This window comes from Haloactinopolyspora alba (genome assembly GCF_003014555.1).
Taxonomy (GTDB): domain Bacteria; phylum Actinomycetota; class Actinomycetes; order Jiangellales; family Jiangellaceae; genus Haloactinopolyspora; species Haloactinopolyspora alba.
In genome coordinates this window covers 592,793-605,293 of the sequence record NZ_PYGE01000001.1, presented here as the reverse complement: position 1 = coordinate 605,293, position 12,501 = coordinate 592,793, and the positions used below count along the sequence as shown (strand labels likewise).

13 protein-coding genes are annotated in these 12,501 nt (G+C 70.3%); 8 read left to right on the top strand and 5 right to left on the bottom strand.

Annotation, left to right across the window (positions count from 1 at the left end; genetic code table 11):
* Positions 1-318: 318 nt before the first annotated feature.
* The 3 genes from CLV30_RS02665 to CLV30_RS02655 form a co-directional block, all read right to left on the bottom strand.
* Complete coding sequence (locus CLV30_RS02665) at positions 319-1,848, bottom strand: alkaline phosphatase D family protein (protein ID WP_165358418.1); 1,530 nt, start codon at positions 1,846-1,848, stop codon at positions 319-321.
* A gap of 192 nt (positions 1,849-2,040) precedes the next feature.
* Complete coding sequence (locus tag CLV30_RS02660; protein ID WP_106535583.1) at positions 2,041-2,787, bottom strand: phosphotransferase; 747 nt, start codon at positions 2,785-2,787, stop codon at positions 2,041-2,043.
* Complete coding sequence (locus tag CLV30_RS02655; RefSeq protein WP_106535662.1) at positions 2,784-3,458, bottom strand: O-methyltransferase; 675 nt, start codon at positions 3,456-3,458, stop codon at positions 2,784-2,786. Before CLV30_RS02655 ends, CLV30_RS02660 begins: the two co-directional genes overlap by 4 nt.
* A 171-nt stretch (positions 3,459-3,629) precedes the next feature.
* Here CLV30_RS02655 and CLV30_RS02650 point away from each other — a divergent pair, with 171 nt between their 5' ends.
* The 4 genes from CLV30_RS02650 (at position 3,630) to CLV30_RS02635 (ending at position 7,934) form a co-directional block, all read left to right on the top strand.
* On the top strand, positions 3,630-4,577 hold the full coding sequence (locus tag CLV30_RS02650) for a nucleotidyltransferase domain-containing protein (protein WP_106535661.1): 948 nt from the start codon (positions 3,630-3,632) through the stop codon (positions 4,575-4,577).
* On the top strand, positions 4,574-5,065 hold the full coding sequence (locus CLV30_RS02645; RefSeq protein WP_106535582.1) for a glutathione peroxidase: 492 nt from the start codon (positions 4,574-4,576) through the stop codon (positions 5,063-5,065). Before CLV30_RS02650 ends, CLV30_RS02645 begins: the two co-directional genes overlap by 4 nt.
* Positions 5,066-5,094: 29 nt before the next feature.
* Positions 5,095-6,081: an aldo/keto reductase gene (locus tag CLV30_RS02640; RefSeq protein WP_106535660.1), complete on the top strand. Its 987-nt coding sequence runs from the start codon at positions 5,095-5,097 to the stop codon at positions 6,079-6,081.
* Positions 6,082-6,425: 344 nt separating this feature from the next.
* Positions 6,426-7,934, top strand: coding sequence for a SulP family inorganic anion transporter (locus tag CLV30_RS02635; protein WP_106535659.1), 1,509 nt, complete (start codon positions 6,426-6,428; stop codon positions 7,932-7,934).
* Between the two features lie 24 nt (positions 7,935-7,958).
* Here CLV30_RS02635 and CLV30_RS02630 read toward each other — a convergent pair whose 3' ends face one another.
* Positions 7,959-8,582 (bottom strand): TetR/AcrR family transcriptional regulator, encoded by a 624-nt coding sequence (locus CLV30_RS02630; protein ID WP_106535581.1) that lies wholly within the window; start codon positions 8,580-8,582, stop codon positions 7,959-7,961.
* A 101-nt stretch (positions 8,583-8,683) separates the two neighbouring features.
* On the opposite strand from CLV30_RS02630, the gene CLV30_RS02625 reads away from it, so the two are divergent.
* The 3 genes from CLV30_RS02625 to CLV30_RS02615 all read left to right on the top strand — a co-directional run bounded on the left by CLV30_RS02625 (position 8,684) and on the right by CLV30_RS02615 (position 11,218).
* A complete protein-coding gene (locus CLV30_RS02625) occupies positions 8,684-9,418 on the top strand; it encodes an SDR family NAD(P)-dependent oxidoreductase (RefSeq protein WP_106535580.1) in 735 nt (244 codons plus the stop codon).
* A 106-nt stretch (positions 9,419-9,524) separates the two neighbouring features.
* On the top strand, positions 9,525-9,986 hold the full coding sequence (locus tag CLV30_RS02620) for a MarR family winged helix-turn-helix transcriptional regulator (protein WP_106535579.1): 462 nt from the start codon (positions 9,525-9,527) through the stop codon (positions 9,984-9,986).
* A complete protein-coding gene (locus CLV30_RS02615) occupies positions 9,983-11,218 on the top strand; it encodes an epoxide hydrolase family protein (RefSeq protein WP_106535578.1) in 1,236 nt (411 codons plus the stop codon). The genes CLV30_RS02620 and CLV30_RS02615 overlap by 4 nt, the downstream gene beginning before the upstream one ends.
* 149 nt (positions 11,219-11,367) lie before the next feature.
* On the opposite strand, the gene CLV30_RS02610 is transcribed toward CLV30_RS02615, so the two are convergent.
* Positions 11,368-11,913 (bottom strand): RDD family protein, encoded by a 546-nt coding sequence (locus tag CLV30_RS02610; protein WP_165358417.1) that lies wholly within the window; start codon positions 11,911-11,913, stop codon positions 11,368-11,370.
* Between the two features lie 132 nt (positions 11,914-12,045).
* Here CLV30_RS02610 and CLV30_RS02605 point away from each other — a divergent pair, with 132 nt between their 5' ends.
* The gene (locus CLV30_RS02605; protein ID WP_106535576.1) at positions 12,046-12,498 is read left to right on the top strand and encodes a peroxiredoxin; all 453 of its coding nucleotides are present in this window, start codon (positions 12,046-12,048) and stop codon (positions 12,496-12,498) included.
* Positions 12,499-12,501: the final 3 nt, after the last annotated feature.

Sequence of the window (12,501 nt, the reverse complement as noted above, 5' to 3'; positions counted from 1 at the left end):
AGTTCACCGGCCGGGGCAGCCGCGAGCGCCTGCACCACGGTGACCAGCCGATCAACCTCAACCGAACCCATGTCCGAAACACTACCGCCCACCACTGACAACGTCGGATCGCTCGTCGGCTCGTCCGGGTCACCCGCGGCGCTGCGTCAGGGCAGCGAGCATTTGGATCCGTGTCGCCGCCGGGGCGGTGAAGACGTCGTCCATCGTCACCGACGCTGGCGAGCACGTGCACCGGACTGCCCGGCCGCGCCGGACCCCGGACGTGACCAGCCCCGGGGCCGGGGCCGATCACGTCCGGGAACGACGTCCGCAATGCGATCAGTCGCGGGTCAGGCCGGGCTCTCCGTCCCGCGCGACGAACGAGGCCACCGTGCTGACCCCGGAGGTGGGCTGCTCGACGGTGTCGACGACGCGGAAGTCCGCGCGGCACTCGTCCGGGGTCACACTGACCGCCACGTAGCCGCGGCCGCTGCCCTTCATCCGGATGTGCGGGTTCGCCGGGTCCGGGTCGAACCGGGCGTCGGGGACGGTGTCGCCGCCGCTGCTGATCGACGTGCCGGTGAACTCCACGCCGACCGTCGCGGCCTCGGGGTCGCGGAAGTCGGCCTTGATGTCGGCCGCCCGGTTCTGGTGGATGTCGCCGGACAGGACGACGGGGTTGCGTGGTCCGCCGCCGGCCAGCACGTCCAGGACCTTCTGGCGGGCGACCCGATAGCCGTCCCACTTGTCGTTCTCCCGCCCGACGTCGGGGTCCTCGAAGAACGGCACCTGCTGGCCCAGCACGTTCCACCGCGTGCTCGACCGGGACAGGCCGTCCAGCAGCCAGCTCATCTGCTCGTTGCCGAGCAGCTCGAGGTCCGGGTCCCATGCCTCGGGCCCGTCGGCCTCGCGGTCGGGAATCTGGTCGCTGCGGTACTGACGGGTGTCCAGCAGGTTGATGGTCGCCAGGTCGCCCCAGTGCAGCCTCCGGTACATCCGGATGGCCGATCCCTGTGGCCGTTGCGCCGTCCGCAGCGGCATGTGCTCCCAGTAGGCCTGGAACGCCGCGGCCTTGCGGCGGGCGAACTCCTCGGGCGGCACGTCCGGGTCGGCGTCCTCCTTCGACCAGTTGTTCTCGACCTCGTGATCGTCGAACGTCATCGCGAACGGGGCCGCGCCGTGCATGGCCCGCAGGTTCGGGTCGCCGCGGTACTGCGCGAGGCGGACGCGGTAGTCGGCGAGCGTGCGGATCTCGTGGTGCGGGACGTGGCCGCGGCCGAGCCGTCCCTGGGCCCCGCCCTCGTAGATGTAGTCACCGAGGTGGAAGACGAGGTCGGGCTCCTCGTCCAGCATGTTCAGGTACGAGGTGTAGAAGCCGGACGGGTAGTTCTGGCAGCTGGCGACGGTGAACTTCCAGCCGTCGGGCATGGTGCCGGGTGCCGGGGCGGTCCGGGTCCGGCCCACCGGGCTGAGCTGGCGCTGAACCCGGAACCGGTAGTAGTACCACCGCGCGGGGTCCAGTCCTTCGACGTCGACGTGGACGCTGTGCCCGGTCTCCGGGCGGGCGACCGTCGCGCCACGGCGGGCCAGCTGCGAGAACTTCTCGTCGTGCGCGATCTCCCACTGCACCGGGACCGGCCGGGAGGTCATGCCGCCCGTGCCGTCGAGCGCGAGCGGTTCGGGTACCAGCCGCGTCCAGATCACGACGCGGTCGGGGAGCGGGTCGCCGGAGGCCACACCCAGTGCGAACAGCCCGTCGGGCAGGCGTCCTGGGGAGGGCACGGCCCAGCCGGCGGTGGTCGGGGCGGCGACGGCGGCGGCGGTCGCTCCGCCGAGTTGGAGGAAGCGGCGACGGGCGAGCTGGTTCATCAGGGGGGTCCTCTCGGCCGGCGAATCCACGAGCGTCGAACGCGCTTCCGCACCGACTGCGGCGCTGCCGCCGGTGCGGAGTCCTGGATCACGCTAGAGACCGGGCATCCGGTACAAAAGCGGCGTTCGACGCTGTTCATCGGGGATTCGCGCCGACGTCGGCGGCCGTTGACCACGCGGGCCGGCCGTGGCTCACCCGAGCGCGCGCTCCAGCGCGTCGCGATGGTCGAGGGTCCATCGGTGCGCGGCCCGGACCTGCTCGGCGACGCCGCCGTCGCGGAGGGCGGCCATCGCCGGGTCGCCGTCGGCGGCAGCCGCTTCGATACCGCGCCAGCAACGCTCCTGCCACCACAGCACCGTGTCCACGAGGTCACGACGGTGGTCCAGGCCGTAGGCGTCGCAGATCACCCGGACCCGCCGCGCGGCCTCGCCGACATCGTCGACGGATGGGCCGAGGCCGACGTACTGCCAGCAGACGTGCGCGACGTCGTGCACCCGTGCCCCGGGAGCGGCGATGTCCCAGTCGATGAACGTGACCGGCCGGAGGCCGGCACCCGTGTCGCGGTAGACAGTGTTCTTCGGAGACAGGTCGTTGTGGCAGACCACCTCGGCGGTCGCGGCGAGTTCGGTGCCGGCGGTGAGCTCGTGCAGTTCCCGGACCAGCACCGCCACCGCGCGCAGACTCTCGTCGGACGTGACGGACTCCGGCTGCCGTTCCTGTGCCGCCACGTGACCGTCGACGTACGTGAGCATCTCCCGGCCGTGCTCGTCGTCGCCCAGGTACCTCGGTGCGCCGGGCCACCCGTGTGCGGCGAGATGCCGCAGCAGCGCGTGGACGAAGGCCGCTCGCTCGCCCGGCGGCCGCCGCACGGTGTCGCCGACTCGGACGACGTCGTTGACGAAGCCACCGGTGAGCGGGACCTCGTCGTCGGGCGTCACGGGTCGACCATCACGACCGCCAGGAGGAACCCGTCGTGGCCCTTGCTGCCGACGGTCTGCACCGCCGTCGCGCTGACGCGTGGCTCGGTGGACAGCTGCTCGAAGAGCCGACGGGTGCCGTGCGTACTCGCGTCCTCGGTGGTGGCGTCGATGACCCTTCCGCCGCGGACCACGTTGTCGACGATGATCACGCTGCCGCGGCGGGTGAGCCGCAGCGCCCAGTCGACGTAGGACGGGTTGTTGGCCTTGTCGGCGTCGATGAACACCAGGTCGAACGGGCCGGCGCCCTCCTCGGCGAGGACCGGCAGCGTGTCGAGCGCCTTGCCGACACGCACGTCCACGATGTCCGCGACCCCCGCGTCGGCGATGCTGGACCGGGCGACGTCCGCGTGGGCCGGGTCGGCCTCGATCGTGACCAGCGACCCGTCGGCCGGCAGCGCGCGTGCCAGCCAGATCGTGCTGTAACCGGCGAGCGTGCCGATCTCGAGGATGCTCCGTGCGCCCTGGGCGAGGGCGAGCAGATGCAGCAGCTTGCCCTGGTTCGGTGCCACGTTGATGGGCGGGAGTCCGGCGTCGTCCGCCGCGCGGATCGACGCGCTCAATGTGGGGTCGTCTCCGACGAGGTGCTCGTCGATGTACTGGTCGACGGCGTTCCACTGATCCTGGGTCATGGTCACCACGGTACGGGCGCCTGTGTCCGTGCCGCCGCTGCGTACAGGACCCTTCCGCGACGTCGGCACACATCGGGGTGCGATTCGCGAGAGAATGACCCACATGGCAGGTGTTCATCGCAGGGCGACACGGGTTCGACGTCACGCATCGGAGCGGAGGTGGACCTGCGGATGAGTGGAGGACCACCCATCCTTGCGGGCACCCAGGTCGTCCTGCACGGTGAGCCGGCCGACGGTGGTGGATCGTCCGGGCGTGGCGTTTCCGGCCGGGTCGTACGCGTCACCGACGCGGGGTACGGCGTCGTGCTGATCGACGGCCGCCGGGTCGAAGCGCAACCCGATCAGCTCACCGTCGTGGGCGCGCCGCCGTCCCGGCCGGTGGCCGAGCAGGTCGACGACGCGACTCTCGTCACCGAGCACACCATCTACGCGGCCACGGTGGGCTCCGCTGCCGAACGCGCGGACGACGAACCGGCCGGCAGCGAGGTCCGGGGCGTCTATCAGGCTCCGACGAGCGCGTTCTGGTCGCTGACCAAGCCACCCGTGCACGTCGCCGGCCCCGGCCGCGGGTGGTTCTCCTGGGAGGTGGAACGGTTCTGTGAGCTGGCGCTCGAGGCGAACCCCGGATGTCTGGAGCTGCTGTGGTCCCCGCGGACCGTATGGGTGAGCGAGGCGGGGCACGAACTGCTCGACCTGCGCGGTGCGTTTCTCTCCCAGGCGGTCGGGTCGGCCTACGCGGCGTACGTGCTGACGCAGTTCAAGAAGCTGGCCGAGACCGAGGGACAGGGCGGAGAGTCACAGCGGCGACGGCAGGTCACGCATCTGCTGCGCCTGCTGGTCGACGGCATCTCGCTGCTGCGCACCGGCGACCTGATCGAGGTGGCGACCGAACACCGCGACGGTCTCGAGGCGGTGCGCTCCGGCGTGCTGGCCTGGGACGAAGTGGAGTCGTGGCGGCTGGAGCTGCAGCAGAAGCTGGAGGAGGCCGCGTCGTCGTCGTTCCTGCCCGCTCACCCGGACACCGCCCGGGTGAGTGCGTGGCTGGGTGACCTGCGCCGCCGCGGGACGTCTACAGTCGGGAGCGACCGGCAGGATCAACCAGCACGGAGGACGGCGTGACCGCTCTGCACGACATTCCGCTGCGCACCATCGACGGTGTGGCGGCGACGCTCGGCGACTACGAGGGACAGGTCCTGCTGGTGGTCAACGTCGCGTCGAAGTGCGGCCTGACGCCGCAGTACGAGGGGCTGGAACGGTTGCAGCGGCGCTACGCCGACCGCGGCTTCACCGTGCTCGGGTTCCCGAGCAACCAGTTCGGCGGGCAGGAGCCGGGCACGGCCGAAGAGATCGAGACGTTCTGCTCGACCACCTACGGCGTCACCTTCCCGCTGTTCGAGAAGGCCGACGTGAACGGCGCGGACCGGCAGCCGTTGTACGCGGAGCTGACCCGGGTGCCGGACGCGACGGGCGAGGCGGGCGACGTGCAGTGGAACTTCGAGAAGTTCCTCGTCGGGCCCGACGGCGCCGTGACCGGTCGGTTCCGGCCGCGCACGGAGCCGGAGTCCGAGGACGTCGTCGGTGCCATCGAGGCGCACCTGCCGGGCTGACGTCGCCGGCATGACCTAGGGTCGTGGCCGTGGAGACGCGAACGCTGGGACGCACCGGCCGCCGGGTCGGGGTCGTCGGATTCGGGGCCTGGCAGATCGGCGGCAGCTGGGGCGACGTCGACGAGGACACCGCGATGGCGACGCTGGGGGCCGCGGTCGACGCCGGAGTGACGTTCATCGACACCGCCGACGTGTACGGCGACGGCCGCAGCGAGCGGCTGGTCGGGCGGCTGCTGCGCGAGCGCCCGGGCGCCGGACTGACGGTGGCGACGAAGATGGGGCGCCGTGCCGACCCGCACACCGCCGACGCGTACACGGCGGACGCGTTCCGGGCGTGGAACGATCGCAGCCGCGAGAACCTCGGGGTGGACACCGTCGACCTGGTCCAGCTGCACTGCCCGCCTCCGGAGGTGTACGACCGGGAGGCGGTCTTCGACGCGCTCGACGCGATGGTCGACGAGGGCAGGCTCGCCGCGTACGGCGTCAGCGTCGAGACCTGCGACGAAGCGCTGGCGGCGCTGCGCCGTCCGGGTGTCGCGACGATCCAGATCATCCTGAACTGCTTCCGGCAGAAGCCGCTGGACGCGGTCCTCCCGGCTGCCGCGGCGGCCGGTGTCGGCATCATCGTCCGGGTACCGCTGGCCAGCGGGCTGCTGTCGGGCAAGTACGACGAGTCGACGTCGTTCGCGGTCGACGACCACCGCACCTTCAACCGCGACGGCTCGGCGTTCGACGTGGGCGAGACGTTCGCCGGCGTGCCGTTCCAGGTGGGTGTCGCTGCCGCCCGCGAGGTCGCGGCGCTGACCCCGGGACACGCGAGCACGGCACAGCTGGCGTTGCGCTGGATCCTCGACCAGGCCGGCGTGTCGGTCGTGATCCCGGGGGCCCGGTCGCCGGAGCAGGCCCGGGGCAACGTGGCCGCGGCCGAGCTGAGTCCGCTCGACGACGCGACGTCGACGTCGATCCGCGAGGTCTACGACGAGCGCATCCGCCCGCTGGTGCACGCCCGCTGGTGATCCCGCCGGTGCTGGCGGGGTGAGTAAGCACACACCGTCGATCGTGTCCGTGGCGCCGGTACTGGCGAGTAACCCACGGACATGGCCGTAAGATCGAATGGCGCGTGACGCTTCCGCGCCCTCGACCGTGAGCACGACCCGGCACCATAGTGCCGGCCGCAACACCGAGCACGACCTCACCTGCCGCCCCGGCTGCGCTCCGGGGCAGGTGCGCGCCGCCGACGTCGCCGCCGTGTGAGCGTCACTGCCCTCGACAAGCCGACGAGCACCGACGCGAACGGTCCGCGACCGCGCGAGGTGCCGTCACCGGAGGATCACCCGTGTCTCGAACGTCCGACCCTGCCCTGCCCGAGAACGCTCCCGCATCGGATACCGGGCACCGCGCCACCAGGTGGGCCCGGTTCCGGGAGGCCTGGTTGAGCAACCCGAAGAGCGACGTGCTGGCCGGCATCGTCGTCGCGCTGGCGTTGATCCCGGAGGCGATCGCGTTCTCGATCATCGCCGGTGTCGACCCGAAGGTCGGCCTGTACGCGTCGTTCTCGATCGCCATCATCATCTCCATCGCCGGCGGTCGTCCCGGCATGATCTCCGCAGCGACGGGCGCGATGGCGCTGGTCATGGTGCCGCTGGTGCGCGAGCACGGGGCGGAGTACCTGTTCGCCGCCACCATCCTCGCCGGCGCGCTGCAGGTGTTGCTCGGTGCGCTCGGCGTCGGACGGCTGATGCGCTTCGTCCCCCGGACGGTGCTCGTCGGGTTCGTGAACGCACTGGCCATCCTGATCTTCCTGGCGCAGGTGCCGCACGTCGTGGGTGAGTCGTGGCCGGTGTACGTCCTGGTCGCGGCCGGGCTGGCGATCATCTACCTGCTCCCGCGCGTGACCCGGGCGGTGCCGTCGTCGCTGGTGGCGATCGTCGTGCTCGGCGTCGCCGCGGCGAGCTTCGGCGTCAGCGTCCCGACGGTCGGCGACATGGGTGAGCTGCCGAACGCGCTGCCGGTCATCGGTGTGCCGATGGTGCCGCTGACGGCCGAGACGCTGCTGATCGTGGCGCCGTTCGCGGTCACGCTCGCGTTCGTCGGACTGCTGGAGTCGCTGCTGACGGCGCAGATCGTGGACGACTTCACCGACACCGGTTCGGACAAGGACCGGGAGGCGCGCGGGCAGGGCATTGCCAACGTCGCCACCGGCTTCTTCGGCGGGATGGCCGGGTGCGCGATGATCGGGCAGTCGGTCATCAACATGAAGTCGGGCGGCCGGACGCGGCTGTCGACACTCACCTCCGGCGTCGCGCTGCTCGTGATGATCCTCGTGCTGGGTGACCTGGTGGCGGCGATCCCGATGGGCGCGCTGGTGGCGGTGATGGTGATGGTCTCGATCTCGACGTTCGACTGGTCGAGCATCCGGCCCAGCGTGCTACGGCGCACGCCGCTGAGTGAGACCGCCGTGATGGTCACCACGGTGGCGATCGTCGTGGCCACGCACAACCTGGCCTATGGCGTCGTCGCCGGAGTCCTGCTGGCGGCGATCTTCTTCGCCCGCCGGGTCGCGCACCTGGTCGACGTGTCGAGCGTGCTGGATCCGGACGGCGGCATCCGGGTGTACGCGATCACGGGCGAGCTGTTCTTCGCCTCGACCAACGAACTGTTGCACTCCTTCGACTACGCAGACCCGACGCCGCGGGTGGTCGTCGACCTGACCGACGCGCACGTCTGGGACACGTCGGCGGTGGCGACGCTCGATGCGGTGGTGGCGAAGTTCGCCGCTCGCGGGGTGCACGCCGAGCTGATCGGGCTGAACCCGCACAGCGCGGCGTTGCACGAGCGCACGACTGGTCAGCTCAGCGGCAACCACTGACGCCGGCAGCAGTGGCTCTCGTGCTCACCCGGCCGGCTGCTCGACGGTGGTCACCATGCTCTCCCAGGCGGTCATGGCCGCGTCGATGACCGTGTCCAGGGTGCGCCGGTCCGCGCCGTCGCGGGCCTGAATGGACAGTCCGTACAGCACCGTCGTGTAGTACGTGGCCATCGCGGCCGTGTCGGCTCCGGGTGGGACGTCGCCGTCGGCGATCCCGCGGGCGATCCGGTCGCGCACGACGGTCCAGTCCTCCCGGCGGCACGCGGCGAGGAAGTCGCGGACCTCGGCGTTCTGGTCGCTGCCGTTGACTGCGGCCAGCACGACGAGGCAGCCGGCCGGCTTCTCCGGGTCGGCGTAGACGTCCGCGTTGCCGCGCAGCATCGCCTCGACCGCGTCGCGTGCCGTGGGCTCGTCGCGCATCGCGCGGCGCGTCTCGGCGCCTTCCATCTCGCCGTAGAGCGCCACGGACTCGCGGAACAGCTCCTCCTTGGAGCCGAACGCCGCGTAGAGGCTCGGCGAGCTGATCTCCATCGCCGCCGTCAGGTCGCTGACGGACGTGCCTTCGTAACCGTGCTGCCAGAACGTCCACATCGCCCGGCGTAGCGCGGTGTCGCGGTCGAAGCCGCGCGGGCGTCCTCGCGGTGGCATCGGCGGTCCGTTTCTGTATCGCTCAATACACATTGACTTGACGGTCTCAGCGTACTCCCCGTAGAAATATGTATCGAACGATACATAATTGAGGAGGCCTCATGCTCACGGGTAAGATTGCCCTGGTCACCGGTGGTAGCCGCGGGATCGGTGCGGCGACTGCAGCAACGCTGGCCCGCTACGGCGCGGACGTCGCGGTGACCTTCGTGTCGTCGTCGGACAAGGCGGCGACGACCGTCGACGCCGTGCGAGCGGCCGGCCGCACGGGCCTGGCCGTCCAGGCCGACAGTGCCCGCCCGGACGACGTGGTGCGGGCGGTCGACGAGACCGTGAGCCGGTTCGGCGGGATCGACATCCTGGTCAACAACGCCGGGATCTTCCCGTACGGGCCGCTGGAGGAGCTCACGGTCGACGAGATCGACCACACGTTCGCCGTCCACGTTCGGGCGGCGCTGCTGGCGTCCCAGGCGGCCGCGCGGCACATGAACGACGGCGGCCGGATCGTCAGCGTCGGCAGCAACCTCGCTGATCGTGTGCCGTTCCCCGGCATCACGCTCTACGCCGCCAGCAAGGCCGCGCTCGACGGGATGACGAAGGGGCTGGCACGTGACCTCGGTCCTCGGGGTATCACGGCCAACGTGGTCCATCCCGGGCCCACCGACTCGGACATGAACCCGGCCGACGGCGACGGCGCCGACGCGCAGCGCGAGCTCGCCGCCCTGGGGCGCTACGGCACCACCGAGGATGTCGCCGAGACGGTGGCCCACCTGGCCGGGCCGGGAGGCCGCAGCATCACCGGCACCTCGGTGCTCGTCGACGGTGGATCCAACGCGTGACGTCCGCGAACGGGCACCAAAGCGCTCGGGCGCCGGTGATCGGCAGGCCGCCGCCGAAGGAGACCCCGATCGAGCGATTTATATCGAGCATCGATATAGTTCCGGCATGGACGACGCTCGTGCCGTAGAGCGGCTGACGCGCTCGATCGAGGATTTCAACTCGGTGTTCATCCGGCTCCCGGCTTCGGACCGGTTGACCTTCTCCGCGCTGTCGGTGCTGCACACGTTGTCCAGGGCGGGGCCGTGCCGGCTGAAGGACCTGGTCCGCACGGAACAGATCAAGCAGCCGGCGCTCACGTCGGCGGTGGCGAAGCTGGAACGCGACGGACTCGTCGAACGCGGGCCCGATCCGTCGGACGGGCGGGCGTCGATGCTGTCTCTCACCGCCGAGGGTCAGTCGATCGTGTCCCGGCGCCATGCCGATCGTGCGGAGCGGCTGGGCGGTCTGATCGATCGACTCGAGCCCGCCGACCGCACGCGGCTGCTGAGCATCGCGGACGTCCTCGACCAGATCGTCCAGCTCGCCGACGAGCAGGGCGGAACACCGGATGAAAGAAGCGGGAAGTGAGCACAAGTGTGAATGCACTGTCGACCACGCCGATCGCGGTCGACGAGCGGGTCCTCGAGGATCTGCGGTCACGGCTACGGGCGACGGTCTGGCCGGAGGACGAGGGGAACGAGGACGGGCGGTACGGCGTCCCCAGGGCTCTGCTCCAGGAACTGGCGCAGTACTGGGCCGAGGAGTACGACTGGCGCGCCGCCGAGCGGGCGATGAACGCCTACGAGCACTACACGGTCGACGTGTCCGGCACACGCGTCCACTTCATGCGCAAGCCGGGCGTCGGACCCGCCCCCACCCCGCTGATCCTCAGCCACGGGTGGCCCTGGACCTTCTGGCACTGGTCGAAAGTCGTCGACCGGCTCGCCGACCCGGCCGCGTTCGGAGGCGACCCGGCGGACGCTTTCGAGGTGATCGTCCCGTCGTTGCCGGGCTTCGGGTACTCGACACCCACCCGGCCGGACATGAACTTCTGGAAGATCGCGGACGTCTGGCACGAGCTGATGACCGGGACGCTCGGCCATCACCGGTACGCCGCGGCGGGGTGCGACGTCGGTGCCCTCATCACGGGACAGCTCGGTCACAAGTACGCCGACGAGCTGTACGGCATTCACATCGGGTCGGCCCTGAAACTCGACCTGTTCACCGGCGACCGTGCCTGGGACCTCTCCGGTGGCCGCCCCATCCCACCCGAGCTCCCCGACGACCAGCGGCAGAGGCTGGTCGAGATCGAGCGAAAGTTCGCCGTCCACCTCGCCGCGCACCTGCTCGCGCCGAGCACACTCGGGTACGGATTGACCGACTCCCCGGTCGGCATGCTGGCCTGGATCCTCGAACGGTGGATGAAGTGGTCCGACAACGGCGGAGACATCTACTCCGTGTTCAGCCGTGACGAGCTACTCACCCACGCGACGATCTACTGGACCGGCAACGCCATCGCCAGCTCGATCCGCACGTACGCCAACAACAACCGATACCCCTGGACCCCCTCCCATGACCGGATGCCGGTCGTCGAGGCGCCGACCGGTATCACGTTCGTCGACTACGAGAACCCGCCGGGAGTCGACAGCTCCGAAGAGCGCATCGAGTGGTTTCTGGCAACCGACCGCGCCGATTGGTACAACCACGTCAACATCTCCGCTCACCCCGAAGGTGGCCACTTCATCCCCTGGGAGATCCCAGAGCTTTGGACCACCGACCTGGTCCGGACCTTCAGGTCGCAGCTCGCGCCATCGGCGTGAAGCGGAAACTCGGGCGGCGAAGCCCTGTTGTCAGCAGCGGGTGACATGAGGCGCAACCGTTGCCACTCGTGTCAACCTGCCAGCACGAGGACCGCACGTCGCGACTCGGGACCCGAGCCTGATCCGCTCCGTCACCCACAGGGTCACGCTCAGTCCGACTCGTGGTCGACTCCGATGGGGCGGCCGACCGCGTCGGCGCGGACGACCCACGTCTTCGCCACGCGGTCGCCCACACGCCGCCGGTCCGGCGAGGAGACCGCGGTGATGAAACCGACCAGCATCGGGATGATGTAGGGGAACGCGTCGACGATCAGCAGCACCCAGCGTGCGGCCGCCCGGCCGATACCGCACGGACGGCCGTTCGCGTCCACGGTGCGCATGTTCGTCAGGCTCTTGCCGATGGTCCGGCCGGTGAGTCCTTGCCATACCACGAGAACGCCGATCCAGTAGGCCAGGCCGACCAGCGTGACCAGGGCGGCCGGACCGTCGTCCAGGTGGTACAGCGTCCCGAACAACTCCGCCTGGGTCTGGCCGTTCACGATCTCGAACCGCATCGTGATGTTCGTGCCGTCCTTCTCGCCGATCTTGTCGCCGAGCGCGGCGACCAGCGACCAGAACAGGACGAGCCCTGGTACGGCGTCGACGACGAAGGCGATGATGCGGCGGCCGATGCCGGCCGTGATCTGCTCGGACACAGCCGCCGAGGCTATCGTTCCGACGGCCGGCCACGGGGCAGGAACGCCAGGCCCGTTCGGTGCGTGAACGGATCGTCGTCGTCCAGGTAGCCTGGTTCGGCTGATCATGAATCTCGCCGAAGGGATCGCCGCATGAAGGCCGGTGACGTGGTCGAGGATTTCGAGCTCCCGGACCAGGACGGAACACCGCGGCGGCTGAGCGAGATGCTGGCGGACGGGCCGGTGGTGCTGTTCTTCTATCCGGCGGCGATGACCAAGGGCTGCACCGCGGAGGTGTGCCACTTCCGCGACCTGGTCGCCGAGTTCACGGCGGTGGGCGCACAGACCGTCGGCATCAGCGCCGACGACGTGTCCCGGCAGCAGGAGTTCGCCGACCGCAACGGTGTCGGATTCCCGCTGCTCAGTGACGAGGACCGGACAGTCGCCGAGCGGTTCGGCGTGAAACGCCGGATCGGGCCGATCCCGGTCAAGCGGCACACCTTCGTCATCGGCGCCGACCAGCGGGTGGTCGAGGTCATCCGCAGCGAGGTCTCCATGGACGCGCACGCCGACCGGGCACTCGAGGTGCTTCGCTCCGCCGGGTGATCC

Bases quoted from the DNA above. Each gene is read 5' to 3' on its own strand.
- CLV30_RS02665 (WP_165358418.1), bottom strand. From the start codon at position 1,848: ATGAACCAGCTCGCCCGTCGCCGCTTCCTCCAACTCGGCGGAGCGACC.
- CLV30_RS02655 (WP_106535662.1), bottom strand. From the start codon at position 3,458: ATGACCCAGGATCAGTGGAACGCCGTCGACCAGTACATCGACGAGCAC.
- CLV30_RS02650 (WP_106535661.1), top strand. From the start codon at position 3,630: ATGAGTGGAGGACCACCCATCCTTGCGGGCACCCAGGTCGTCCTGCAC.
- CLV30_RS02630 (WP_106535581.1), bottom strand. From the start codon at position 8,582: ATGCCACCGCGAGGACGCCCGCGCGGCTTCGACCGCGACACCGCGCTA.
- CLV30_RS02625 (WP_106535580.1), top strand. From the start codon at position 8,684: ATGCTCACGGGTAAGATTGCCCTGGTCACCGGTGGTAGCCGCGGGATC.
- CLV30_RS02620 (WP_106535579.1), top strand. From the start codon at position 9,525: ATGGACGACGCTCGTGCCGTAGAGCGGCTGACGCGCTCGATCGAGGAT.
- CLV30_RS02605 (WP_106535576.1), top strand. From the start codon at position 12,046: ATGAAGGCCGGTGACGTGGTCGAGGATTTCGAGCTCCCGGACCAGGAC.